The sequence below is a fragment of the Photobacterium minamisatsumaniensis genome, assembly GCF_050336695.1.
In the GTDB taxonomy this organism is placed as follows: domain Bacteria; phylum Pseudomonadota; class Gammaproteobacteria; order Enterobacterales; family Vibrionaceae; genus Photobacterium; species Photobacterium minamisatsumaniensis.
In genome coordinates, this window is the sequence record NZ_JAKJSI010000063.1 from 1 (window position 1) to 25,721 (window position 25,721).

Genomic DNA, 25,721 nt, shown 5'->3' on the forward strand with positions numbered 1-25,721 from the left:
TTTAATACTTGGTATCATTGTCTTCAAGATCAAACGATCTAAGGTATCGTAGCTGTACTTAATTGTGGACGATGTAGGAGTAACAGTTTTAATTAAACGATTTCTTAAGTCATATTCATGTGTAGTAGTATTTATTACTGCATCCTCAATATCATATATTATTTTTTTTACGACTAAGCCAGCAATATTAATGTGAGAAATGGTTTTGGTATGACCTTCAACATAGGTTGTACGCGTCAGAGAAACAGGATCATTAATGCTATATGCTGTTGTACCATCAGGATTATCTGTTTGATATACATCTCCCCAAATATCATACTTATACGTTGTTGTTAATGTTTTTTGTTCGTTATCAAAATAATCATGAATTTCACTTTTTATAAGCTGACCAAAATTATTAAAATAATTATTTAATAGTATTTTATTTATTCCACCATCAAGAACAATCTCTTTTTTATATAGATTCCCCGCATTATTGAAATATGATAGCGTTGTTGGATTCTCTGAGCATGTTTCTGTAATATAATTATTATTAGGGCCTACAGTATAATCAAATTTTTTTAATGAATAAACTTTACCATCAATAGAATATTCTTCATTTATTATAGAACCTAATGAGTTCGTTTTTATATCAATGTAGTGGTCTTTTTTATTCGATATAATTTGTGAAACGCCACTGATAAGACTAAAAGATTCACTTGTAGTCCGTATTAATTCATCATGTGTTTCTATAGAAGTTTTGATCTTAAACTCAGTCTCGTTAAGATCATATGAATAGGTTAAACTCTCTGTGAGTTCATTAAATATAACGTTTTTACTCTTTATTCTTGCATATCTTAATCTGTTGGTTTCATCTGTATGGTAAGTCATTGTTCTTGTGATCCCTGAGCTGGATATTTCACGTTTCAAAACAATAACTTTTTCTCCATCAAGCAATGACGGGAAAGTGGTATATATGAAGGTTTTTGATTGTTCAAGACTATTTGAGTTACTAAAGTTAATTAATTTCTTAAYTTTACTGACAAAATTATGATTTGATTTTGGACAACCAATGCTTCGTTTTGATGGATAATATTCAATAGTTGTTTCAACACCAGATTCATCTTTATACCAGGTTTGATTACCCCACTCATCATAGCTAAACTCTTCTTTCAGTATACGTTTTTCTTCATCAAGTAAAAGAGTTACTGACTTTCCTTGAAGAAAACTATATTGCGCCGGTTGATCTGAGATGCTTATACCAGTATCAGCATAATAAGTATATTCGATAATTTGATAAGCCTCATCCTCATTTGAATACGCTTCCTTTATTARCAAATGATATTTGTTATATGTTTTTGTTATTGAAATCTTTTCATTAATGACCTCTGTCGAAGAATATATATAATTACTCTTCGCATGAAATAATGTATCTTCACCGGGTTGGTACACCTGATCGCTAGCAAACCCTAAATAGTTCTTATCGCTATATGTATATGTTACATTTCTTTTTTCTTCATTTTCCCCTGGATAATATATATATTCATTGAGCCTCGGGACATTTTTAATAGGGCTTCCTTGAGGAGTCGTATGACCAAGTTCCTCATATGACATTTCTTCTATCAGTCCATTAGGGTGAATGACACTTGTAATAACATCACATGCGGCCTTCTCTAAGTATGTATATTCAATGCTTGTATATAAGTCAGAATGATCAGGTAAAGACACATCGCTAAGACGTTGATGCCCTCCACCATCCCCTTTATAAGCTATTACGGTTCTTTCCTTTTTATCATCTGTATATAAATAAACTCTTGTTTCCCACCTATCACTCCCGCTATCTATATAAATATAGTTACCCAACTCATCTTCTATCTTATATAGCCGTCGCTGAAAATTTTGATAATGATAATGAAAAGTAATATATCTCCCGTGAGGAGAATACTTTCGATGTATTGTGCCTTCTTCCCAATCAATTATCTCTATTTCACCATTTTTGTGTACAACTTTAATCTGGCTTTCTGAGTAAAGGTAGTAAACTGCAATATCTTTTAGACGTCGATAGGGTATGTCAAACATTCCTGTTTTCTCATTCCACTCTATTTTAAAAGATTGGCCATTACTTAATGATAAGGTATAAGTATTCTTGTCAAATCTACTGATGGGTATAGCCCACCCTTGTCCGAAACCAATATCAGATAAGTTGTTCATACTATAACTTATCATTAATGTAAAGTCGGGACCCGCCAAGTTATTAGCCTTGAGTGTCATCATACCGACAGACACAGAGTATGTGCCCGTTCTGACGTCTACCCCTGAATTTATATATTCTGAAAAGTTAAAAGCATTACTTTCAATCATGTTTTTTATTTCTTAGTTAATGTCTACTAAATTATGTATAGCCTTATAGTATGTAACTTTTATGACTTAGCCGATGTTTAATGACTTTTATAATATTGATTACGGCAATTAATAACCATTAATTTTAATTAATGTTAAATTTTAATGGTTATATTATTTTGTCTTAATTATGCAATCAACAACATATTATTATTAAATGGTGATAATCACCACACATATAAGGATTATAAATGTTGTATAAAAGTAAGTTCATACCAACTATCTTTACAGGCGCCATTTTAATATCGAGTGGCTTAGCAAATGCTAGTAGTGCTGTAAAAAGCCTGCAAATAATAAAATCGTCCAAGAGTGGTTTGTTCTACTCTAACGGTGTTATGCAGTCAGAAGTCGGTGTACGATATTCATTAAAAGATGGGTATATACTGAAAAACGTTAATTTCAGTAATTATGATACATTGGAACCTATAGAAAACTATAAATGGTTCCATGTCGGCAAGAGTGGAAGAAATAATTATTTAAAATCAATTAACACACAATATTCTGATGATATATTAGTATCAGATCATCTATCAAGTAATGTTGATTCATATTATATTTCAGCAGATGAAAATTATTCTGACATGAAAGTATGTGTTAGCGTAGAGGCCACAAACGGTTTAAAAATCGAGACAGTATCAACCTGTGGTAAAAACTCCATAAATGCATTCCAAGTTCTCAGCGCTATTAAGCCTGTAATCTATGATAATCGTCATTTTAGGCTTGATAGAGGTCCTCGATTTGACCCTCATGATGGAGACCAATATTTTCGTGTTGACGCATTAATCGCCAATGAACGCTTACCCTCAATGACGCCAGACTTATCAAACCACACAGCTATGAAGCTCTATGACGAAGAGTCACTCATGCCCAACTCTCATATTTTTCCTCTATCAGATCATCGGCAGGGGAATACTGTTAACTATGCCGGCGCTCATTTTATAGATCATAAAACAGTAAAAACACTCTCTACTTTGACGCCAAGTAGAGGTAGGCTTCATGATTACAAAATTAAATATCCACTGAGTTCAGAGAGTGCTGTAGCAAACATATTAATTTATCAGACTTATCGAGATTATACACTTCTTAATGAGGTACTTTGTGATTTATCGAAATCTAGAGAGAATTACTTTTATTGTCTACTACACAATGGGAATCCTAATTATTGGCATCCTCTAGGAAAAGGTATGTATAACAATCACCTTTACGATATAAGAAAAGTTGAAAAGTTTAACCTGATAGATGTTTTTGGCACTAAACACACTGTTCAACTCGAATTAAAACACGGTGATCTTTACCTAGATTATTATGCAAACCAATAGATTATACCTAACAATTTATTAAGGATTCACTATGAAATTACTATGGATTTTGATTTTCACATTTCTTCCATTTTATAGCCAAATAATATCAGCAAAAATACCTGGACCACCACCAATATCTGGCATTAAGTCATTAAAGATAACAAATACCCATGATGGAAAGTTCTATGCCAATGGGAAAATGCAAACCGCTGTATATGTACAGTATGATCTTGCCAATGGCTATGAGGTGGAAGACATTAAACTCAAGCGCCTTTATTATCGTGATGATCTCGAAGATTATGGTTGGAGTTCTTCACAAGAATTAAATGAATATAAAAAGCAAATAACTGATAGAAAATATAACAATCAAGACTATAACATAAGCAACAATACAGAGGTATTTTATATATCAGCTGAATTAGGCTCAGAGTACGATTTAGATATTTGTGTTGAATTGACTGCAAAAAAGTCATCAACTAAGTCAATAAAGTCGACTTGCGACAATGAAACTGTTAATGCCTATGTTGCTCTATCCGCGATTCCTCCTTTTAAATACCTACCATCAGATTTTGAATTAGTTAGAGGTTCTCGATTTGAACCTTGGGAAAAAGATCAGAAGCATTATATGCGAGTAGACTCTTTAGTGCTGGCGAATAAAAACCTTGAACCAATCAAGAAGATACAGAACATTGACTCTATTATAGATTCAATGGCTTTAGATTTTTCAACTGATAAGGCTTTTATGTATCAACAAAAAATTGAAGTTGATGGGCTCCATGTTAGCTCAACACATAACTTCATTGTCGACAGACATAAATTGAATAACGTTTTTTCTATCTCTGCAAATACTATGGAACTTGTTTCTGCAACAGTTCATTATCCGATGGTAGCTAACCCCATTGTTGATGTAGTTACATATCAACGCTATGAAAATACTTTATTAGTCAACGACCTATTTTGTAAAGCAACGAAAAAGATCTATGATAGCTGGCTAGAAGAATCTATCTGGGTAAATGACTGCCAAACAATAGAGAGAGCAAAGAGTAAAAAAGGTTGGGAAAGGTTTGAATCTTACATCATCAACGATTCGATAAAAGATGATATTAAAGAACGCAGACTTACCCTTATTGATGAATATGGCACAGAACATCAAGTCTCTCTATTATTTGATGATGGTGATACAAAATTACATATTTACGAATAGTTATATCTCCGTCCCTTAGGGGCGGAGTTTATTACTTTCACCTGCTTATGATATAAATGAGCACTTAAATCGACAGCATGCTAATCTTTTCTCAAAAACACCGTGATTCAAGTGCAATTTATACTTTCTCATCATTACGTTATAGATAATTTAATATGCTTACTCAATTATCTAAAAGGAGTATGTATACTTGCATTTCTTGATGACATCGAGAGCTTAAGAACATGAATAAAAAATCCGAGTATATGAATACACTCGGATTTAGACTTCTTCAGAGGAACCTTCAACCGAGCATTTGTATCTTTACTGCCCAGCATTAACTCAAGGTTGGATTTATCAGTTATTAATCGTTAATTCAATTCGATTCCATTCAATTAACTTAGAACCTTTGCCACCACCAATACTCGTGCCACCTCCATCAACTAAAATCCCACCGTTATCTGTCGGGGCGAATGGAATCTCCGATTTCTGGTAAACAACAAATGGCGTGACTGTTTCCCACGATCCCGCACCTAAATCTTCTTTATTAAGGATACGGTACGTCATAAATCTATTCGTTTCAGTCCATATACAGTAGCTATTTGAATCTAGAGGCTTAGCTTCGATATTCTCGAGATTCTCTTCATAGACGTCTTTGCTACAACCAACGTACCGTTGTACAAAAACTCTAATCACTTTGCGCTCGCCTACAGAATCATTGCCGACAGGCTTCATGATTAGGAAAAGAGAATTGCCCTCTCCCCAATCTTTACGCTCTTCTTCCGTTGCAGGCAACACCTTTGCAACACCTGAAAAATGCATACTTGTTCGAGTTAGGTTTCTATACCTTGCATTGCCGTTAATAGTACTAGCTACAACCTCGTAGTCTTCTTTTAAGTCTACATCCTTACTTGACTGTCCTTTTTGAGGCGCCCTAACCATTACTTGCTTGACAACTGATGGTGCCAGTGACTGATAATTATTACTTTCTTCCTCCGAAACATGAAGGTCAAGTACTGTTTCACTTAGTAGAGGATCATAATTCAATAATGTTAACAAACCAGTATTAGGGCTAATCGATGCAAATTCTATATCTGATGAAGATTTGTTTTTAACTGCATAAGCACGTTCACCTTGTGCAACAGGTAATTCCAGTGACACTTCTTTTAGTGGTTCGAAATAAAATACCTCGTCATCGGCCGTTATACCGGGGTGCATCGCCTTCACCACGCTCGATTCAACGTCAAATTTCGACTCTAAGTAGTTCCTACTCTTTTTGGCGGTCACCATTAACTTATACGTTCCCGCTTTCTTAACTTTCAACTCCCCGCTAGTTTTATCCACCAGCTCTACAGGTGCATTGTAAGCATTTTCGAGGTAAAAGGATAACGCTGACTCCGCATTGGTTACGGTTGCAAAGACCTGTTTATGCTGCTCATAGTCAGTTTCTTCGTAGACCACTGATACCGGGTTTTCAATAGGCAATACTTTAACAGGAAACGTTGTTTTTGCTGGCTTAAAGCTATTTCCACCACTATCTGTAACTTCAACAATTGCTGTTCCAGCATTCAAAATAGTCATATCCCCTGTCTTAGCATCAACTTGAACTACATCATATACTGGATTTTTGGGGTCAATCTGAAAGCTAAGCGTTCCTTTTTGTCCAATTACGCTTGGTGCAGGTATAACAGGCCGCCCTTTCGCAAACTTTACTTCAAATTTTTGTTCTACCGAGATAGAAGAATCAGCTTCTGTAATCACTACAGGTAAAGTGTGTGCAGAAGACTGTAAGTAGTTTGTGCTTTCTAAACTAACAACATCAAACTTTACTGAGCCAGCACGTTGAACAGCAATACATTGCTCCTCTTTGTTAAAGCTTGCTATGCCCGTTTCTTGGCCTGAACTCAGCTCAATAGCCAAAACGCCATAATTACCGCTTATACCTGCTTTGCTTAATGGTATACATAAGTTGTTTGATGAAAAAGTTTCGCTAATTTGACCAACTTTAAAAAGCGGATGCGTCCCCTTTGCAACATTCACGATTAACTCAGCATCTGCTGATAAGTAATACTCACCACCATTATCTGTTACTTTCAGCTTCGCTGTACCAGCTTGGTTGATAACAAGCTTTTCACCCTTAATATCAACTATTCCTGTTTTACCTTTATAAGACAGCTGTCCTTTTTTCCCTGCAATCTGAGGGGTGATTTCACGTAAATGCGCCTCCTCACTAAATACATGATCCTCTGTCTTATTATTAAGCCCAGGGTGAGGTGCTTTCGAAACTGCGATTAAAAATAAGACCTGTGATGGCTCATAGTTTTTATTCTGCTGATCTATTACTTCTAGTAGTGCTTCACCAACACCAACAATTTTTGGTAGCTTAGTCACACTATCGATAACGATAACGCCGTGACCGTCAATAACACGATACTCAATAGGTCCCTTCGCATTGTTTACTGCTGGTTCTACCTTCTTATTAGGGGAGTATTCCTCTCTATAATTAGTAATTATTAGTTCAGGTCGCTCTGCAGGGACAATTTCGATTTTAAAAAATGCGATCCGTTCAGGATCAGAATAACTATCACCTAGTGTGTTAGTCACTTTAATCATCACTACGCCAACGTGATTTATTTGCATTTTTCCTGTCGATTTGTTCAACAATACAACAGTACTATTTTCATAGTCTTCTGCAAACTCATAGTAATAGCTACCTTGATCACCACCACTTAGCTTATTAGGTGATAATACTAGGCCCTCAACATATTCAAGTTCTAAGTCTGCATAGGTTAAACTATCTGGGTTTACTGCAACAATGTTAATAAACGATTTTATTGTTGTTTCTTCATAAAGATCATTACCACGATCTGTAATATGTACCTCGGCGCGCCCTACTTGTATTGGGGTTAGCTTTCCTGTAGCTGAATCGACATCTACAATTCCGAAGCTATCATCAGAGACCTCATAGTAAAGCGAGCCTTTCGCGCCTTGAACGGATATGAATTTATCCTCTTGTTCAATCGCTGAAATAACCATATCTTGAGCTGACAAATTATAGTTAGTCGTTTTACTCACATTTACTGCGAAAGATGTAGATGAGTTTTTATATTTATCACTCTCATCTTCAACATTAATACGCGTATTTCCAGTACTCAACACTGTAATTAATCCAGTCCTGTAGTTAACGGAAACAATATCTTTACTTTCACCCTCAGCTATTTGAAACTTCAACTTCCCAAATTGGTTTGTTATCTTTGGTGTGAACTTTGCCTCAGGCAAGTATGTCACGTTCAAGTCTTCAGCTTTTAATTGAGCTCGCTCTAATTCCTTCGGTTTATCATCACCAGTTGAAGGGTTTGATGAGTCACCACCACCACAACCAGTTGTTAATAGTACAGCTCCTGAAAGAAATATTATGGCTAACTTCTTCAGTAATAAATTCATTTACTTCTTACCTTTACTAGAGAGATCAAACAATATCATCTCGACCACTTATAAATAATATACACATCATCGGATGCTGATTGCGGTCATTATATAACCCACAAGAAACAGCCTTCAACTCAGATAGAGTAAAAACACATTTAATTAATATGAAGGCTGGCACTAAGGTTAACATTAAGATTTTAATATAAATTAACACTCATAACACACTGACATTAAACACATAAATAAATCACACCTTTAGATTTAAGTAATAGGGGTAAGCCTTTAATTTTCCAAACATCCATGTGAAAAAATAAAAATAACACTTTATTACTTTCAACTTAAAATAGATGCCCCCCTCTTTGAATTTTAATATACCTCTACACTTCAAATAACACATTAAAAAGATAAATAATATTATTATTCCATATGATAAAATGTGATTTACCCCATATAACAATTGTAGTTACATTTTTTATAGGTATTATACGTTGATATTATTTTTCAGGATTACACAATCTTCATCCATTCTTATTCTTATTCTTATTCTTATTCTTATTCTTATTCTTATTCTTATTCTTAAAACATACTAAATAACACACGAAAGTAACAGCATAACTATGATAGTAATTAAAAACATACACAAAGAAATTTCAACCACTGACAACATATGCATAAAAAAAACATTTTGGCGTTACGCGATCCCTTCAATAATTGCGATGTTGGTTAATGGATTATATCAGGTCATTGATGGCGTATTTGTAGGTCACTATGTCGGTTTTGAAGGTCTAGCAGGAATAAATGTAGCCTGGCCTATTATTGGTATTATCATTGGGCTAGGATTATTAGTTGGCATGGGTTCCGGAAGCCTAATATCCATTTATCGTGGTGAGATGAATGATATAAAAGCTCAACAAGCCCTTTTTACTGGGTTAGCCCTAATCATAATTGCTGGTATTTTAGCAATGTTCTTTGCTACTACCTTCACCTCTAATTTCTTGATTGCTCAAGGTGCGACTGGATTAACCTTCTATACAAGCAGCCAATATTTAGAAGTATTTAGCAAAGGTGCAATTTTCACTATTGCTGCTAGCGCATTACCAATGCTGATCCGAAACGATGATAATCCGAATTTTTCAACCTTTCTTATGTTATTAGGCACTATTATGAACATTGTGCTTGATTACCTGTTTATTGCCCATCTAGATATGGGATTAAGAGGTGCAGCTATAGCAAGTATCATTTCTCAGTTCACTATCACTATTATTGCCGTCTTCTACTTTTTTTCCTCATTTTCACAACTCCAGCTTCGATGGAGTGATCTTAAATTTAACTGTCATATCGCGTTAAAAACGATAAGTTTAGGTGCATCTAGTTTATTCATGTATGCCTATTTTAGTTTTATTGTCGCAATGCATAACAAACTATTTATGGAGTACGGTAGCTCTGTGCATGTTGGAGCATTTGCAATTGTAGGCTACCTAATGACGATGTATTACTTATTAGCCGAAGGCGTTGCTAGCGGCATGCAGCCCCCTGTCAGCTACTATTTTGGAGCGGGTAAAACACATAAAATAAAAGCAACCGTTTTACTTGCAACCAGAGTGGTTGTGCTCACGGGTATTGCTTCAATCGTTTTCCTTAATATATTCCCTCATTACCTCACCGGTCTATTTAGCAGCAATGATCCCACCTTGGCAGCAGAAACGATCAAGGGAATTCGCCTTCATCTTTTTGCGATGTTCTTAGACGGGGTTCTTGCGCTTTCTTCTGTCTACTTTATGTCCGTAAATCAAGGAAACAAAGCTATTGCGATCTCGATCGGTAATATGATTATTCAGCTCCCGTTCTTACTTTTATTACCGAAATGGATTGGTATTGACGGTATTTGGCTGTCAGTACCACTCTCTAATATACTATTAACAATTATAGTTGCCCCCATAGTCTGGAACGACATTCAACGTAATCAAGACCACAACAGTCAACTCTCCACCGAGGCTTAAATTCTCGATAGATTCGTAACATTCAAAATGCCCGTAGTATGAATTTTTGGTGACCATGTAGTACGACTGTTAGTAAGATCTTGTACTACACAAGGTTTTTATATTCCTCTGGGTGCCCCAAACCGTTTATGGTTTGGGGCTGCGATAATTATTGCTTTGTTCGCTTTCATTACCAATTGAAAAATAAGACCAAGACCCAAATAGGTAATACTGCAGTGAACAGCCTTGTTGAGCGTTATACCTACTAATGTTACACTCATCTGTCGAAACGTTTCTACTTCTGAGTTCCCTATGACCAAACTAACAGAAAAACAAAAATTACTTGCAGGTATACCTTATATTTCTTGGGATGAAGAGCTAACCGAAGATAGAAGCAAAGCCAAAAAGTTATGCTTTCAAATATCTCAAACGTGCCCAACAGATAGAAAGTCACATCAAGAATTACTATCCCAAATTATCGGATATTCAACCGATGCATGGGTAGAACCGCCATTTTATTGTGATTACGGCTACAACATAAAACTTGGCTCAAACTTTTATAGTAATCATGGCTGCGTGATCTTAGATGGCGCAGCAGTATCAATTGGTGATAATTGTTTATTCGGCCCCAATGTTGTTATAGCGACCCCCGGCCACCCTTTAGATCCCGTTGCTCGAGCTAGGGGCGATGAATACGCAAAAGCAATCACAATTGGCCATGATGTTTGGCTTGGCGCTAATGTGTCGGTATGCCCTGGGGTCACCATTGGCGATAACGTTGTTGTGGGCGCAGGTAGCGTTGTGGTTAAAGATCTGCCATCGAACTCAGTGTGTGTCGGCTCTCCTGCTGTGGCTATTAGGGCTATCACAGAAAACGATAAAGCCTGTCATCAGTAATTTTCTTATATGCATGACAAAGAGCAAGCGGATAAGCAACTAAAATACAAGGTCATAATATTTGTTTAGACGGAAACATAATGATGACTATACGCACTTGGGTAACCTCTTTAATTAGTGCTAGCGTATTTTTATTCGCACCGGCTGCTTTGTCAGAGTCATTCATTACCATAGGTACTGGTGGTGTAACAGGTGTTTACTACCCAACTGGCGGCGCCATATGCCGCTTAGTTAACAAAGACCGAAAAGACCATGGTATAAGATGCTCGGTTGAGTCAACGGGTGGATCAATTTACAACATCAATACGATTCGGGCTGGCGAGTTAGATTTGGGGATTGCTCAATCCGATTGGCAATATCACGCCTATAACGGAACCAGTAAATTTGAATCTAAAGGCCCGTTTAAATCGCTTCGCTCAGTATTCTCTATTCACCCAGAACCTTTTACGGTTGTAGCTCGGGCTGATTCCGGCATTAAAACATTTGCTGACCTTAAAGGTAAGCGCGTCAATATTGGTAATCCGGGCTCAGGTCAGCGTGGCACCATGGAAGTGCTTATGGCGGCACTAGGCTGGACTGAAAAAGATTTTACTTTGGTTGCTGAACTCAAAGCTTCTGAACAATCGAAGGCACTTTGCGACAATAAAATCGACGCCATGGTTTATACCGTAGGCCACCCTAGCGGTGCAATTAAAGAAGCAACAACATCTTGTGATAGCGTAATAGTGGAAGTCGCTGGTCCTGTTGTTGACAAGCTGGTCAATGAAAATGATTTCTATCGGGTCGCAACTGTACCGGGGGGCATGTACAAAGGGTCAGAAAACGATGTGAAGACATTTGGCGTGGGGGCAACATTTGTGTCTTCAGCCGCCGTGGATAAGCAGCTTATTTATCAAGTCGTCAAATCTGTATTTACCGACTTTGATACATTTAAAAAATTACACCCTGCCTTTGCCCATTTAAACAAAGCTGAAATGACGACAGATGGGCTCTCTGCACCTTTGCATGACGGTGCAAAGCAATATTATGAAGAAGCAGGGTTAATCAAAGAAGAGTAATACCAATCTGGATAATATTTTAGTCTATCAGGCGATGACAGCCTGATAGACACTATTAATGATTGCCATTAAATATCGGCGCCGCTGTTACCTATAACAACAACCTATAACAACGCTTAGCGTTACTAGAAGCGAAACCTAAAGCCTAATTGGCCTTCCAACTCTAAATTGACATCTTCAACAACATATAACGTTGGGCCCACTTCGCCATAAAACTCAAAACTGTTAACTGGTACTTCAAAGCCAACACCGCCACGTACACCTAACTTATTATGCTTCTTATCGACATACTGAGCACCGACGAATGTATACAAGTTATTCATACCAGGGTCATTAGTAAGTGATCCTAAATTAAATGTCTTATCGAAAGCCAAACCAAAGTCATCAATGCCCAATGAGAAACGTAAATCATGGTGCTTATACTGAATACCAGACATTGGGCTACCAAAAAACATACCCAAAGCTTGTGAAGCCTGTGCCTGTATTGGTAATGCACATAATAAACCTAAGCCAATTAACGCTTTTTTCATGACGATACTACTGCTCTATTCAGACGAAATTGGTAGTAACTTAACGAGAAAGTTCCCAAATTTCGAGCCTGACTAGGCAGATATGACATAACTTTGACAAATTATGAACGGTGTTTAATAGAAGTGTCAGTGATGAATGCGAATGGTTTTTACGCAAAAAAGCGTAAAGTGCCGCTTAATTATTCGCTAATCATGATTGTGCTTAACCAATGAAAAAACGGGGAAAAAGATTGTTCCCCCACAAATAGCAAACGTTTGCGTGAGTACGAAAATACTGTATGATTCTAGGTAATTTGACTACACCCAGTAAGGAAATTCGATGTTAGGGTCTGCAACAAGTCTAAATGCTACACGTGTGCTGCTTCTTGGTTCTGGTGAGTTAGGTAAAGAAGTCGCGATTGAATGCCAACGCCTTGGTCTAGAAGTTATTGCCATAGATCGTTACGCTAACGCACCAGCTATGCAAGTTGCACATCGTAGCCATGTCATTGATATGCTTGACAGCGAAGCATTAAAACATGTTATTGAACTTGAAAAGCCACATTATGTAGTGCCTGAGATCGAAGCAATTGCAACAGAGACATTAGTCGAGCTTGAGCGAGATGGTCTAAATGTCGTACCAACAGCAAATGCCACTAAACTGACCATGAATCGTGAAGGTATCCGTCGCTTAGCCGCTGAAGACCTATCTATCCCAACCTCACCTTACGAATTCTCAGATCAGTTTGACGACTTTGCAGCTTCTGTTGAACGCATTGGCACACCTTGTGTTGTTAAGCCAATCATGAGTTCATCGGGCAAAGGTCAAAGTGTTATAAAAACACCTGCAGACATTGAAACTGCATGGCAGTATGCACAAGAAGGTGGCCGTGCTGGCGCTGGGCGTGTCATTGTTGAAGGCTTTGTCGAGTTCGACTATGAAATTACGCTTCTTACAGTAAGAGCGGTAGATGGTATTCATTTCTGTGCACCAATAGGTCACCGACAAGAAGATGGTGATTACCGTGAGTCATGGCAGCCACAACAAATGTCTGAATCCGCTTTAAAGGCCGCACAAGATGTTGCCGAGAAGGTCGTTAACGCGTTAGGCGGCTATGGCCTATTTGGTGTTGAGCTATTCGTGAAAGGCGATGAGGTCCTATTCAGTGAAGTATCCCCTCGCCCACATGACACTGGTATGGTAACGCTTATCTCTCAAGAGCTCTCTGAGTTTGCTCTTCACGTTCGCGCTTTCCTTGGCTTACCTATTCACTCGATTAATCAGTTTGGCCCATCAGCATCAGCAGTTGTTCTTGCAGAAGGCGTATCAAGCAATATTCGTTTTGATAATTTAACCGCTGCGCTTGCACGCCCTAATACGCAAGTACGCTTATTTGCAAAACCTGAAATCAATGGTCGACGTCGCTTAGGTGTTGCTTTAACCCGCCGTGACAGTGTGGAACAAGCAATTGAAGATTCAGTTGCAGCCGCAGCGGATATAAAAGTTACCTTCTAATTTGTGACGCTGTCACTATTGATACGTAAACATTAAAAAAGGAGCTAATATAGCTCCTTTTTTGTTAACTCTGACCCGTCCTAAATAAGCTCGCCTAAAACCATAGAAGGCATTAGTTAACTTCAATCAGCCACACTTCTTCAGCAAAACGAGTAAGGCCACGCTGACGGCGTGGGTGTGTCTCATCAGCATCGTAACGCCCCAAATGGGTGATCTTGCAGTTGGTAAACAATGCTTCAACTTCAACACTTGGTACAGAGAATGGAGGCCCATCCATTTCATTTTGTGGGTAATCGAGAGTAACCAATAAAATACGCCCACCCGGCTTCACCAGCGACAGAAGCTTTTCTACATACAATTTACGCATTGACTCAGGCATTGCAATCAACGCTGCACGGTCATAAACCACATCGGCTGGATCTATTTGCGTTGAAAAGAAGTCGCCACAGTAAATACTGATTTCATCAAATTCATACAAGGTTTGGTGGTTACCAAGCGTTGTTACCATTGGGGTATAAAAATGCTCAGTAAAAAAGGTGCGTACAGCAATATCACTCAGCTCAACACCAATCACTTTGTTATGCTTTTCAGCCAACCATGTAAGATCGACCGATTTGCCACACATAGGGACAAATACAACGTCATCTCGGTTCGCATTCACCTGTGACCAATACTTCGTTAAAGCAGGGTTGATGTCATCAAGGTGGAAACCTATTCGGTTTTCTGCCCAGCGGCTATGCCAAAATTCTGCATCCATTTATTCTTATCTCTTTTATGTGACTGACTGTCTTATACCTGAGTTATACCAAAGCACCCTACTTCAGACAAGTTTGAAGGCCTATTAAAGCGCCCAGAGCCTCGTCTAAGGTGTTTTCTCATCACACTCCACCCCAAGTTCGCATTTCAGCCAAAACGTTCAAATAACGAGCTTGGAGAGCTTTAGATACAAAAAAAGATGCCTAAGCATCCTTTTTTGCTAATTGGTTTTTATTTCTAAAAACCAATTAAAATCTGTTCTTCAACTTTTCTTTCTATGAGAGTCATTGAATAAACGATATTGGGTCATCGGAATTATGAAATTCGGAATAACTTAATCGAGTCTCGACGTACCGTCACACCACGGAAAGTCACAGGCTCTAACAACGTCATAAGTTGCTTAGAAACAAAAAACTTACCGCCGTAGCTACGATCGCCACCACGATTCACCCAATCTGCAAATTCATCTGCCAAGTTGAACATAGAGTTTCCAACAAGCAGAACCAACACTTTAGCGACTTCACTGTCATTCTGTTTATTAAACTCCGCGTCACGAACTTTCTTACGGTATTCGTCGACAATTCTTTCTAGGCATTCAAATCTGCTCATAGTACACCACCACAAAAAAAGAGGTGCGGATACTACTGCTACACACCAATGAAATCAACCCATACGGGGCTGATTATTGGCATATTTRTATGTTTTTTTCGTTCTATTAACAATATCTACCATTTTAACCATGCAAATAACGATATATGTCATGTTTTAATGCACTAAAAGAAGTTACATTACAAATATACCTTTGTGGTTTTTCCTACATTTTCAGCCATTCATTGAGAAGGTGAACCAATGAAAAAACAAGTAAATTGCGACCTTCTTTACTCCAATTTAAACGTGGAGTTTAAGACCATAAAAGCCATGGTAAACATTTACTGTAAAGCTCACCACGATCAAACTACGCCTTGTAGCGAATGTGACGACTTTTTAGACTATGCCTATACTCGCCTAGATCGCTGTCCATATGGCAACAACAAGCCGACTTGTAAACTGTGCCCTATTCATTGCTATAAACCTGACTATAAAGCACGTTCTAAAGCCATCATGCTTTACGCTGGGCCAAAAATGATATTCAAACATCCGATTTTGGCGATTAAGCACTTACTGGCTGGCAAGAAAGTCGTTGATCCCAAGCCACCAGCAAATGCATCTAATCGGCATAAACGTACTGCTCAGGCGCGCTCTAAATAGTGTGCTTTAAAGCACCAGCTACTGGTATCAATTTCGGTAATAATCGACAACTTGAATTTTAGAAATGGCATCACTGCCCGCTAATGCCATTTCAAATGTGTTTTCATCGACAACCTTAACTGTCGAGCCCATTTTTCCAGTCACACTCACGCCCTCAATTTTTTCGAAGGTTTTTGTGTCACTGTAGTGCATATTGACTGTAATTTGAGTTTCCATATTGGCTGATAATTCAAATTTACAAATGCCCGTTACACAATAAACATCAAGAGTATTTGCAGTAACCTGTATTTTCTCGACGTTCTGTATTGGCGTCGTTGTTAATTGTAGTTCTTCACTACAACCCGTAACGAAGGCTAACAGTAGAAAAACTATCCCAGCTTTCATTCCTTGCTTCACACTATTCTCCTTAATTCTTATTTTTACTGATTATAAAGTGAAAGAAAACATAGCTGCAACGCTGTTCTCTATATCGCTCGCTATCTCGTGGATCGCGGCACATAACCAGACTTTTTATACGCTTATTTTTTGTTTTCGTGACACCGTCTCAAAGTTGTCTTCTCTATACTCTTATTGCTAGGTTATTAGACATAGGTATGGATAAAATCATGACATCAAATGGTAGCCAATACACCCTAACTACAGAGCTAGTCAGTAGGAAAATTCATGTCTTACTATTTTTGTTATCTTTTTTACTGACACCCTTTGGTTATTCCCAAGACGTTCATCATGATACTAAATGGATAAAGCCATATAAGATTCTATCTCCCGATGAAATAGCTGAAACATTGCCCTACTTCCCATCTAGAGCCACTACAGGTGGGAAAACACTCACTCCAGATATGTTTGAGAAACCTGAGGTTTGCCAAGGTTGCCATAGTGAAATTTACCAACAGTGGAAACGTTCTGCTATGGCTAATTCATGGGACGATCCCATTTACCAAGCCTTATTTAAGCGAGCCAGCAAAGCAACCGACCAGCAGATAGATAATTTCTGTATTGCTTGCCATAGCCCTATCGGCATGACAAGTATGAATGGCAGTGCAAAAATGATTGATACGAAAGAACACTTGCCAGGCGTGAATTGTGAAGTTTGCCATAATATCAGTGGAATTACGGGACAGGATAATGGTGCTTATGTTCTTAGCCCTAATAAGCAAAAACACGTAAAATTAGGTCCACGCCGTGATGCCTCATCACCTTATCACCAAACCGAATACTCTGACTTGCATACACGTTCAGAGTTTTGCTCTACCTGCCATAATGTTTCTCATCCATTCAACAGTACACCCATTGAGCGTACCTACGATGAATGGCAAGAGAGTGTTTACAATGAACAAGGAATACATTGCCAAGATTGTCATATGACACCTGGCCCAGGAATCAGTAGTAACCCAGGTAAATCGGCCATCATGGGTAAAGAACGTGAACATATTTATTCCCATGAATTCACCGGCGGTAATTCAACCTTACATAACTACTTCGGTGAACCTGAAAGTGCCGAGTTAGCTCGTTCAATGCTTCGATCTGCCGCTGAAATTGAATTTATTGATTTACCTGAGCAGATGAATGCAGGCGAGCTCGTTACAGTGAAAGTAAAAGTAACGAATGTGGGTGCAGGCCATAAGTTACCCACGGGATTTCCTGAAGGCCGTGAGGTATGGGTTGATTTTACGGTATCAAGCCCTGACTCTTCCATCATTTACCGGTCTGGTGCTATTGAAGATGGTCATACTGAAAAAAACACACGAAACTTCAAAGTGACTTTAGGCGATAACAATGGGGATGTTGTGGAACTGAATGTATGGGAGGTTGATCGAATTCTATCTGATACAAGAATCCCACCTAAAGGCTACTCCATTGTTGAATATACCTTCTTAATACCCGAAGGGGTTACCCAAGATATGACATTAAGCGCCACGTTAAAATACTGGCCATTTTCGCAAAAGTTAGTGGATGAGTTATTAGGAGAAGGAGAGCTTGAAGTTGATGTTGTCGATATGACCTCTATTACAACAACCATCGGTGTATTAGATAACCGAACAACCCTCATCAACAATGGTAATTAATCCCAACTAAATAGCCGTAACAAAAAACGCCGGATTAACCGGCGTTTTAATTCAAGCAGATTTAAATTAATGCTGCACTGTTAATGCATCTTCAGCATCTTTATTTTGTTGTTCCAACTCTTCGCCTTTGCGTACCAAATTAGTGATCACTTTTGATAATGCCAGCGTCACAAACACCATGACTACAGCCATAATTGCAAGATTAAAGAAGTAGCTGGCATACACATTCTCTATAATATCTTGCGTCAGCACTTGGTCTTTCGGTAACGCGATACGTGTTGAAATAACCGCCGCTAAGATCCCACTTAACGAGAGTGCAACAGAGCGCAAGCCAATGGCGAATGCCGACAAATAACGCGGCACCATTTCAAAAATAAAGCCAGCCCCCAAAGCGCCCACAATCAACTCCGCTAAAGATTGGAAGAAATGTACCCATAAAATCCAGTCTGCAGAAATTTTGCCTGATTCACCAACAAAGTTGGTTGATAAGCCCAATAAGGAAAACGATATAGCACTAAACAAAAATGCAGCAGAGAACTTAGTTGGTATGGATGGGTTGAAACCTTTTCTCTCTAGCCAGCCGTAAATGAAAATAACTGGGCCACCTAGTACAAAACACCATAGCGGGTTAAACGCAGCGTTTGACTCAGGGCGAATAGGAATAAAGCCAAGTAAGCTGTCTCCCATTAGGTTTATCGCATAGATGTTCATCGATGTTAGCATTTGACCGTAGTAAAAATAGAATACGATCATAATAAAAATCATGATAAGTACAGCCAGCATCTTATATTGAAACGCTTTGGTTGCACGAGTTATCTCAAAAACAAAATAGCCAATTGCGCTGAATCCCAAGGCGTATAATAAATACTTACCAGCATCTAAATTCGAAAACACCCAGAAAACCAGTCCCAGCATGACTATAGAGCCAGCAAAAAATATAACCCATACTTTTAAGCTTACTGAGCGTCGGTCAATATCATTACCCGATGCAATAAAGTGGTCGCGGAACAGTACAAAAAGCACGAGCGTAATAGACATTAAACCGGAAGCAATATAAAAGTTACCGCGATAAGCAAGAAACGCCACCATAAAAGGAAATAGGTACTTAGAAGCAAACGAACCTAAATTATTTATCGAATAGTTTACAGTTAAACCTTGCTGGAAAGCATCACGATTCGTGCTTGAATATGAGTTGCCTAATAATACCGTTGGGCTTGTGGCCGAAAGCCCCCTAGCATAACCAATCAAGGCGATAGCAAAAATACTCAATGGAATATTTAGGCTACTCGCCCCTATCCCGAGTATAAAAAAGCCAACTGTATAGGTTGTATAGCCGATATATACCGCTCGAAACGAGCCTATATATCGATCAGCAACAAAACCACCAACAGCTGAAAATACTGGTCCAACAGCGCCAAATGCCCCCATCATCATAATGGTATCGGCTTCGCTATAATTTAGTTCAACAAGAAAATACTTAGTTAGTAGTACATATGTACCGTAAAAAGCAGCTCCCCACAGAAACTGCCTTAAGATTAACACTCTAGCTATAAAAGGGAATCTAGTGTTTGCATCTTGCATGATATACTCCTTCAATACAATGCACTGCAAAAACTAGCATTGAGCAACCGTTAATACTGAGATCAAGTGCAACAAACCGCATAGAAACACATTGATTAACGTGAAAAATTGCTTTTATGTGAGATTGAGGCAGAAAAGTAAGTGACTGTCGTGATTTTCCATATCTAGCACAATCTACTTCGTTAAGTGATTGTGATATAAGAAAAGTCCCATTATTATCAGAACCAATATCACCATACCCAATAGGAATCTACACATGAAAGGCATACTGTCTATTCAATCACACGTTGTATACGGCCACGCAGGCAATAGTTCTGCCGTGTTCCCACTACAAAGAATGGGGTATGAAGTCTGGCCTATTCACACCGTACAATTTTCAAACCATACGCAATATAAAGAGGGCTGGACGGGTCGTGCTTTCCATGCAGATGACATCACCGACCTTGTTTCAGGTATGGCAGCTATTGGACAACTTGAGAATTGCGAAGCAATTCTGAGTGGTTATCAAGGCAGTGCTGAGCAATGCCTTGCAATAAAAGATACGGTAGAAAAAGTAAAAGCTGCAAACCCGAGTGCACTTTATGTTTGTGACCCTGTCATGGGAGCACCAGATAAAGGCTGTATCGTTGCACCAGGCATCGCTGAGCATCTTATCAACACCTTAATGCCAATGGCTGACATTATCGTGCCTAATCAATTTGAGTTAAGTCAGTTTGCTGAAATGGAAATTCACTCACTGGAAGATGCAATGACAGCCTGTAAACGTGCTTTAGCCAAGGGGCCGAAAGTCGTGCTGGTCAAGCACCTACACAGTGTTTCTGATGAGAAGTTCTCGATGATGCTCGCGACTCAGGATGGTTGCTGGCTGGCACAGCGTCCACACCTTAAGTTCGATAAACAACCTGTCGGGGTTGGCGATTTAATTTCTTCGTTGTTTACTGGCCAGTTACTCGCGCGTAACAACCCAGAAGCAGCCTTTGCGCACTGTAACGATGCTTGCTATGCCATTTTAAAAGCAACTTCTGATAGAGGTGAATGGGAATTACAAACTATTGCAGCACAAAACGAAATTGTAGAGCCGACAATTAATTTCACTGTCACAGCATTATAGTTCCAGCACTATCTCGTCAAATAGCGAACAACTAATCAAATTGTTCGCTATTAATGCGAGTAACTACGACCATCAGTAGTCACCATCATCGGTGATGACCGACTCATTATCCTTTTTGTTCGCCTTCATACCACATTGCGTACATTTATACTCTTGCCCACCGCCTAAACCGCTAGCAGCCCCGAGACCAAAACACAGCCTGAAAAAGTATTTAATCTTCGACTTCTTGCATCCATCACTCTCTTTATGCCTATTATTACAATGTTCCAAATTGTAATTAATGATCTCATGCGCTGTGACCTTTTTGCATGCTGAGCACTGATTTGATACTTATTCAAGCTCACACTTCTATCTCCTGTAACTATCGTTTATCGGCTCTCTATAATTACCACTACAGTTCAAAGCACTGATTACGTATACTGAAAGATTCAATGTATAGCGATTTGGTTATAGAAAATATGATTACCCTCACTACAAATTTCGGCGATATCGATATTGAGCTGAATATGGACACTGCACCCGTTAGTTCAAAGAACTTCTTAAAATACTGCCAAGATGGCTTCTATACTGGCACTATTTTTCACCGTGTTATCAAAGGGTTTATGATCCAAGGTGGCGGATTTACCAAAAACATGCAAGAAAAGCCAACTCGCGCGCCTATCGTTAATGAAGCTAATCGTGGACTAAAAAACACTATTGGCACAATTGCCATGGCAAGAACCGATGCCCCCCACTCAGCTACAGCGCAATTCTTCATTAATTTAGAAAATAATGATTTCCTTGATTATACAGCGACCACAAACCAAGGCTGGGGCTACGCCGTTTTTGGTAAGGTAACTGCGGGTATGGATGTTGTAAATAACATAGCAAATACCTACACAACATCGAAAAATGGCCACGATGATGTACCACTTGATTCAATTATCATCGAAGCCGTTACAATCAAATAATATCAATCAGTGCCGCTCTTTTCTGTGGCACTGATTTTGCGATTATAACTTTCGACCAAGCCGTTTTTCTATTTGACGCTTTTCCCATTCAGCCCCAAAAAAATTGAATACTTCGAAAGCACTCAGACCATGAGAAACAATACCAATTCCCCACCCCATTGCTGGCCACCACGCCCATATATAGCTAGGATCTGTCATAAAGTTAATCACAAATAACATCGTAATAACTAAACCATATGTGATTAGGTGGGAGTAAAATCCTTTAATCTCCCTGACTTGTTCAATTACTTTTTTCTCTTCACTAGAAACCGTTAATTCATCGTTCATGCTTGACTCCATTTTAAGGTCAGTTACGTTAACTTCAAAAACAGCAGCCAAAGCATTTAACGATTCAAGACCAGCATTCTGCCCTCTTTCTATTCTCTGAATTGTCCTAACACTTAATCCACTTAGTTGAGATAGGTGCTCTTGAGACCAACCTCGTTGTAACCTCATTTTTCTAATAATCATCGTAGAATCCTTCCTGCTGTTTAGATGAATACTATCCTTTAGCCCAACCTATCGGAACGACACAAGCACGACAAGAACATGACAGTTCTTTAAAATCAATATGATAAGAATGAAAAGATGCATAATGTAACGTCAACATTAGTAAAGCACCTTGCAAAAATAAATGTTATCACTCTTATCACAATAAAAAGAATTATGGCAATAACAGTGATGTAATTAAATGTCTATTAGGAGGGATATTTAATTTTGCGACCAATAATACTTAAAGGAGTATACTCAAGCTACTTCAAGGTACAGGTTTAAGTGGGATACCAGCTCATTGCTATTTTATTAAAATTAACTCATTCAACATTTGTAGTCGATACCGTTAAGATGGGTTCTACCTGTATCACATTTCCTGACTCAGAATTCTCAATATTTTCTTCTTCAAAATTTAATGCGGCGATTGCCTGCTGCTCTAGCAAATTTAGCGTTTTTAAATCTGATTGGTTATGTGACAGTGACAAGCCAATTAAAATACCTGCAATTAGGCAAACAGGCGCCGCTAAGCTTCTTATAGTCACGATACACCCCATCGCAGCGACCGATATTAATGTCGCGATGTAAATATTCCCCTCAACATCAGAGTAAAAAGCCACAAATAACGCAATAAATTGCAGTACTACACCCGTTGTTAATAGAGCTAGTTTCATCACACGCCTCCACTCCACTATCATACTTTCATCAAGTATAGGCACATAAATTTCTAGTCTAAATATTTAATTCTATGAAATTATTCAGTATATATTTACAGTATGAGAGCCAGTTAAAGTATTTCAAATGTTAGTACAATGACTAAATGACAGTTTTATGAATGGATTTATGCAGAGAATACAAAAAACGACGCAGATCACAGTTTTATATTCACAATTATGAGAAATTTGATCTAGGCTTTATTTACGAGAAAAAAACGCAACACTCTTACATTTGTCATAAAAAGGAAATATATGCAGCATAATGAAATGATCAATCCAACCCATACTGGACTAATTACTCGCACCGCTCTGACTGGTTTAGCTTTCATGGTCTTCGGTTTGTTCCTGATGTAATAACTAATTTGGTATCTCCGTGTGAAAAACCAACTGATGTATTTGCACTGTAGACAGTAATAAAGGCATGAATTTAATTTTCATGCCTTTTTATTTTTACCTCGACACCAGCTCACCCAATGTTTTCAAATGCTAATACCTGCTTCTCACCAGATATTGCTTTTTGTGGTAAATACACTGAAAATGTTGTTCCTTTGCCAAGGGATGATTGCACTATTATCTCCCCCCCTATACCACTAACAATACCTTGACTAACCGATAGCCCTAAGCCCGTACCACTTCGTCTTGTCGTGAAAAATGGGTCAAATATACGTTGTAAGTTCTTTTCTGAAATACCGCAGCCATGGTCAGTAATATTCACGATCGCGCCTGTAATATCACCTTGTTCGTTAACCCAGTCTTCTGTCGTTACACGCAATATTCCTTTATCGTCCATGGCATGAACACCATTCATTTGCAGATTAACCAAAACTTGTAATAACTGATGACGATTCACTTCCACCGAGCATTTTGCATCCAAAACGGATTCGATTTGAATATCAAGCTGCTTTGTACCCGTTCTTACTAACGTTAGGCTTTCTTCAACAATTGGGTTCAAATGCTGCCATGTCACTTCATCTTGCACACCACCTTGGCGGCTATATTGAAGTAGACTTCGAGTTATATTGCTTATTCGGTCAATTTGCTGATGGATAGCTTCTAATTCTTCTTGCACTTTTTCGGCGTCATCACCTAGTTCAAACTGAAGTAACTCAACATTGCCAAGGATAACCGCCGTCGGGTTATTAATTTCATGGGCAATGCCGGCAGTTAACTCACCGAGTGCCGCTAGTTTCTCGGTGCTCACTAGCTTACTCCGCGCCTGATTCAATAATTTAATATGCTGCTCAAGTTCTTCCGTTTTTTCTCGAAGGCTTTGGGTACGTTCTTTTACTTTATCTTCTAATTCTAATGATGCTTGTTTAATCACGTCATTACGCAGTTGTAGTTGATCAAGTACAGTATCGAACTGTCTCCCCAAGATCTCTAATTCATGGCCTGATGTTAGGTTTAAGGGCCCAATACGGCGGTCTAAACCAATCTTAATGGCTGATACTACCTGATGCATTTTTTCAATCGGTAAGAAGAGATCCCTTGCTCCACGGTAAACAATTATTCCCGAGAGCAATAACACGGCAAGAATGCCTGAACCGAGTTCAACAATATTCATTAAATAAATTTTTATTATGGGCCATTCAAGATAGCCCGTGTAGAGCATACCTATTATATTGCCATCATGATCCTTGAGTGGTTCATAACCCGAAACGTACCAGTCATCATAAACAAAAGCCCTATCAACCCAAGTTTCACCGCGCTGAAGCACCGACTTTGAAACATCATCAGATACCCGAGTGCCTACTGCCCTCCCATTTAACTGGCTGCTATCAAGCGGTACATTGGTACTAACTCGAATGTCATTCATAAATAACGTTACTGTGCCAATACTTCCCTTTGGCAAGGTATCTGATGCATAAACAAGATCGCGCATTCGATCTACCAACAACGTACTGTTATTAAGCAGCATTCCACCATCAACAATCCATTGGAGTTTACCTTGTGAGTTGAAGATAGGAATTAAGCTACGGCTTACCAAGCCACGGGTAACAATTCCACTTTCATTTAACAATGGTATTTGCGCTCGTGCAGGTAAATCGGGGTTGAGCGAATCTAACTCATAATCTTTTAAAGTCTGAAAGAATGTTTGCTCTTCACCACGCATAAGTAAACGGCGGTTCACTTTAGAAAACCCACCTAATGCCGAAGCTGGATGTATAACAACAAAATCTAAATCGTAATGGCTCGGCTGCAACTTCACCCAATCAATGAGTTTGGCTTCATCATTGCGCAGCAAGTGTTGAAAATCATAAGATTCTGTTAATGCTGTCAATTGCATCCGCTGCTCTTTTTGCAATAACACCATACTATGGTGGGCAACGGCGAGATCAGCTCTTACATTCATTAGCGCACTTTGCCATGTATACATCACAGTCCAATACATGGTTAATGCAACCAAAGCCAATAGCGTAATAATGATTGGTACAGAAGTCAGTAACAATAAGCGATAACGAACCATGGTACGAAAGCGACGTACCCACATTAAAATATACTGTTTCATTAATG

General features: G+C 38.6%; 19 protein-coding genes and 1 pseudogene. 10 read left to right on the forward strand and 10 right to left on the reverse strand.

Translation table 11 applies throughout. The features are described from left to right. A pseudogene (locus L4D78_RS26120) lies at positions 1–2,340 on the reverse strand (hypothetical protein); the annotation flags it as partial. 230 nt (positions 2,341–2,570) lie between these two features. On the opposite strand from L4D78_RS26120, the gene L4D78_RS26125 reads away from it, so the two are divergent. Together L4D78_RS26125 and L4D78_RS26130 are read left to right on the forward strand one after the other, a co-directional pair. Further along, a complete protein-coding gene (locus L4D78_RS26125; RefSeq protein WP_428469642.1) occupies positions 2,571–3,698 on the forward strand; it encodes a hypothetical protein in 1,128 nt (375 codons plus the stop codon). Positions 3,699–3,729: 31 nt separating this feature from the next. Further along, on the forward strand, positions 3,730–4,884 hold the full coding sequence (locus L4D78_RS26130) for a hypothetical protein (protein WP_428469643.1): 1,155 nt from the start codon (positions 3,730–3,732) through the stop codon (positions 4,882–4,884). A gap of 336 nt (positions 4,885–5,220) precedes the next feature. Here the strand turns inward: L4D78_RS26130 and L4D78_RS26135 are convergent, their stop codons facing one another. Next, a complete protein-coding gene (locus L4D78_RS26135; RefSeq protein WP_428469644.1) occupies positions 5,221–8,307 on the reverse strand; it encodes a hypothetical protein in 3,087 nt (1,028 codons plus the stop codon). Positions 8,308–8,909: 602 nt separating this feature from the next. Here L4D78_RS26135 and L4D78_RS26140 point away from each other — a divergent pair. The 3 genes from L4D78_RS26140 to L4D78_RS26150 all read left to right on the forward strand — a co-directional run bounded on the left by L4D78_RS26140 (position 8,910) and on the right by L4D78_RS26150 (position 12,226). Beyond that, complete coding sequence (locus tag L4D78_RS26140) at positions 8,910–10,292, forward strand: MATE family efflux transporter (protein WP_428469645.1); 1,383 nt, start codon at positions 8,910–8,912, stop codon at positions 10,290–10,292. Between the two features lie 291 nt (positions 10,293–10,583). Next, complete coding sequence (locus tag L4D78_RS26145) at positions 10,584–11,168, forward strand: sugar O-acetyltransferase (RefSeq protein ID WP_428469646.1); 585 nt, start codon at positions 10,584–10,586, stop codon at positions 11,166–11,168. An 83-nt stretch (positions 11,169–11,251) separates the two neighbouring features. Continuing rightward, complete coding sequence (locus tag L4D78_RS26150; protein WP_428469660.1) at positions 11,252–12,226, forward strand: TAXI family TRAP transporter solute-binding subunit; 975 nt, start codon at positions 11,252–11,254, stop codon at positions 12,224–12,226. Positions 12,227–12,351: 125 nt separating this feature from the next. Here the strand turns inward: L4D78_RS26150 and L4D78_RS26155 are convergent, their stop codons facing one another. Continuing rightward, on the reverse strand, positions 12,352–12,756 hold the full coding sequence (locus L4D78_RS26155) for a hypothetical protein (protein ID WP_428459187.1): 405 nt from the start codon (positions 12,754–12,756) through the stop codon (positions 12,352–12,354). 319 nt (positions 12,757–13,075) lie between these two features. On the opposite strand from L4D78_RS26155, the gene purT reads away from it, so the two are divergent. Further along, positions 13,076–14,251 carry a formate-dependent phosphoribosylglycinamide formyltransferase gene (purT, locus tag L4D78_RS26160; protein ID WP_428469647.1) on the forward strand — a complete coding sequence of 392 codons (1,176 nt, stop codon included), beginning with the start codon at positions 13,076–13,078 and terminating at the stop codon, positions 14,249–14,251. 112 nt (positions 14,252–14,363) lie between these two features. Here purT and L4D78_RS26165 read toward each other — a convergent pair whose 3' ends face one another. Together L4D78_RS26165 and L4D78_RS26170 are read right to left on the reverse strand one after the other, a co-directional pair. Then, positions 14,364–15,008 (reverse strand): thiopurine S-methyltransferase, encoded by a 645-nt coding sequence (locus L4D78_RS26165; protein ID WP_428469648.1) that lies wholly within the window; start codon positions 15,006–15,008, stop codon positions 14,364–14,366. A 314-nt stretch (positions 15,009–15,322) separates the two neighbouring features. Next, entirely contained in the window at positions 15,323–15,616 is a 294-nt protein-coding gene (locus L4D78_RS26170; RefSeq protein WP_036826689.1) for a hypothetical protein, read from the reverse strand. Positions 15,617–15,856: 240 nt separating this feature from the next. Here L4D78_RS26170 and L4D78_RS26175 point away from each other — a divergent pair, with 240 nt between their 5' ends. Beyond that, positions 15,857–16,255: a nitrous oxide-stimulated promoter family protein gene (locus tag L4D78_RS26175; RefSeq protein ID WP_428469649.1), complete on the forward strand. Its 399-nt coding sequence runs from the start codon at positions 15,857–15,859 to the stop codon at positions 16,253–16,255. Between the two features lie 27 nt (positions 16,256–16,282). On the opposite strand, the gene L4D78_RS26180 is transcribed toward L4D78_RS26175, so the two are convergent. Further along, on the reverse strand, positions 16,283–16,651 hold the full coding sequence (locus L4D78_RS26180; RefSeq protein ID WP_428469650.1) for a spore gernimation protein: 369 nt from the start codon (positions 16,649–16,651) through the stop codon (positions 16,283–16,285). A 209-nt stretch (positions 16,652–16,860) separates the two neighbouring features. On the opposite strand from L4D78_RS26180, the gene L4D78_RS26185 reads away from it, so the two are divergent. Beyond that, positions 16,861–18,321: a multiheme c-type cytochrome gene (locus L4D78_RS26185; protein WP_428469651.1), complete on the forward strand. Its 1,461-nt coding sequence runs from the start codon at positions 16,861–16,863 to the stop codon at positions 18,319–18,321. 66 nt (positions 18,322–18,387) lie between these two features. Here L4D78_RS26185 and L4D78_RS26190 read toward each other — a convergent pair whose 3' ends face one another. Beyond that, the gene (locus L4D78_RS26190; RefSeq protein WP_428469652.1) at positions 18,388–19,902 is read right to left on the reverse strand and encodes a peptide MFS transporter; all 1,515 of its coding nucleotides are present in this window, start codon (positions 19,900–19,902) and stop codon (positions 18,388–18,390) included. 256 nt (positions 19,903–20,158) lie between these two features. Here L4D78_RS26190 and pdxY point away from each other — a divergent pair, with 256 nt between their 5' ends. Continuing rightward, complete coding sequence (gene pdxY, locus L4D78_RS26195) at positions 20,159–21,013, forward strand: pyridoxal kinase PdxY (protein ID WP_428459194.1); 855 nt, start codon at positions 20,159–20,161, stop codon at positions 21,011–21,013. Between the two features lie 458 nt (positions 21,014–21,471). After that, positions 21,472–21,963, forward strand: a complete 492-nt coding sequence (locus L4D78_RS26200) for a peptidylprolyl isomerase (RefSeq protein ID WP_428469653.1) — start codon at positions 21,472–21,474, stop codon at positions 21,961–21,963. 42 nt (positions 21,964–22,005) lie between these two features. On the opposite strand, the gene L4D78_RS26205 is transcribed toward L4D78_RS26200, so the two are convergent. From L4D78_RS26205 to L4D78_RS26215, 3 genes are all read right to left on the reverse strand, one after another. Next, entirely contained in the window at positions 22,006–22,473 is a 468-nt protein-coding gene (locus tag L4D78_RS26205) for a 2TM domain-containing protein (RefSeq protein WP_428459197.1), read from the reverse strand. A gap of 341 nt (positions 22,474–22,814) precedes the next feature. Then, positions 22,815–23,165 carry a hypothetical protein gene (locus L4D78_RS26210; protein ID WP_428469654.1) on the reverse strand — a complete coding sequence of 117 codons (351 nt, stop codon included), beginning with the start codon at positions 23,163–23,165 and terminating at the stop codon, positions 22,815–22,817. Between the two features lie 508 nt (positions 23,166–23,673). After that, positions 23,674–25,716 carry a sensor histidine kinase gene (locus tag L4D78_RS26215; RefSeq protein ID WP_428469655.1) on the reverse strand — a complete coding sequence of 681 codons (2,043 nt, stop codon included), beginning with the start codon at positions 25,714–25,716 and terminating at the stop codon, positions 23,674–23,676. Positions 25,717–25,721: the final 5 nt, after the last annotated feature.

Bases quoted from the DNA above. Each gene is read 5' to 3' on its own strand.
- L4D78_RS26185 (WP_428469651.1), top strand. From the start codon at position 16,861: ATGACATCAAATGGTAGCCAATACACCCTAACTACAGAGCTAGTCAGT.
- L4D78_RS26215 (WP_428469655.1), bottom strand. From the start codon at position 25,716: ATGAAACAGTATATTTTAATGTGGGTACGTCGCTTTCGTACCATGGTT.
- L4D78_RS26125 (WP_428469642.1), top strand. From the start codon at position 2,571: ATGTTGTATAAAAGTAAGTTCATACCAACTATCTTTACAGGCGCCATT.
- L4D78_RS26170 (WP_036826689.1), bottom strand. From the start codon at position 15,616: ATGAGCAGATTTGAATGCCTAGAAAGAATTGTCGACGAATACCGTAAG.
- L4D78_RS26155 (WP_428459187.1), bottom strand. From the start codon at position 12,756: ATGAAAAAAGCGTTAATTGGCTTAGGTTTATTATGTGCATTACCAATA.
- L4D78_RS26200 (WP_428469653.1), top strand. From the start codon at position 21,472: ATGATTACCCTCACTACAAATTTCGGCGATATCGATATTGAGCTGAAT.
- L4D78_RS26140 (WP_428469645.1), top strand. From the start codon at position 8,910: ATGATAGTAATTAAAAACATACACAAAGAAATTTCAACCACTGACAAC.
- L4D78_RS26150 (WP_428469660.1), top strand. From the start codon at position 11,252: ATGACTATACGCACTTGGGTAACCTCTTTAATTAGTGCTAGCGTATTT.
- L4D78_RS26210 (WP_428469654.1), bottom strand. From the start codon at position 23,165: ATGAAACTAGCTCTATTAACAACGGGTGTAGTACTGCAATTTATTGCG.
- L4D78_RS26135 (WP_428469644.1), bottom strand. From the start codon at position 8,307: ATGAATTTATTACTGAAGAAGTTAGCCATAATATTTCTTTCAGGAGCT.
- L4D78_RS26145 (WP_428469646.1), top strand. From the start codon at position 10,584: ATGACCAAACTAACAGAAAAACAAAAATTACTTGCAGGTATACCTTAT.
- L4D78_RS26175 (WP_428469649.1), top strand. From the start codon at position 15,857: ATGAAAAAACAAGTAAATTGCGACCTTCTTTACTCCAATTTAAACGTG.
- L4D78_RS26165 (WP_428469648.1), bottom strand. From the start codon at position 15,008: ATGGATGCAGAATTTTGGCATAGCCGCTGGGCAGAAAACCGAATAGGT.
- L4D78_RS26130 (WP_428469643.1), top strand. From the start codon at position 3,730: ATGAAATTACTATGGATTTTGATTTTCACATTTCTTCCATTTTATAGC.
- purT (WP_428469647.1), top strand. From the start codon at position 13,076: ATGTTAGGGTCTGCAACAAGTCTAAATGCTACACGTGTGCTGCTTCTT.
- pdxY (WP_428459194.1), top strand. From the start codon at position 20,159: ATGAAAGGCATACTGTCTATTCAATCACACGTTGTATACGGCCACGCA.
- L4D78_RS26205 (WP_428459197.1), bottom strand. From the start codon at position 22,473: ATGATTATTAGAAAAATGAGGTTACAACGAGGTTGGTCTCAAGAGCAC.
- L4D78_RS26190 (WP_428469652.1), bottom strand. From the start codon at position 19,902: ATGCAAGATGCAAACACTAGATTCCCTTTTATAGCTAGAGTGTTAATC.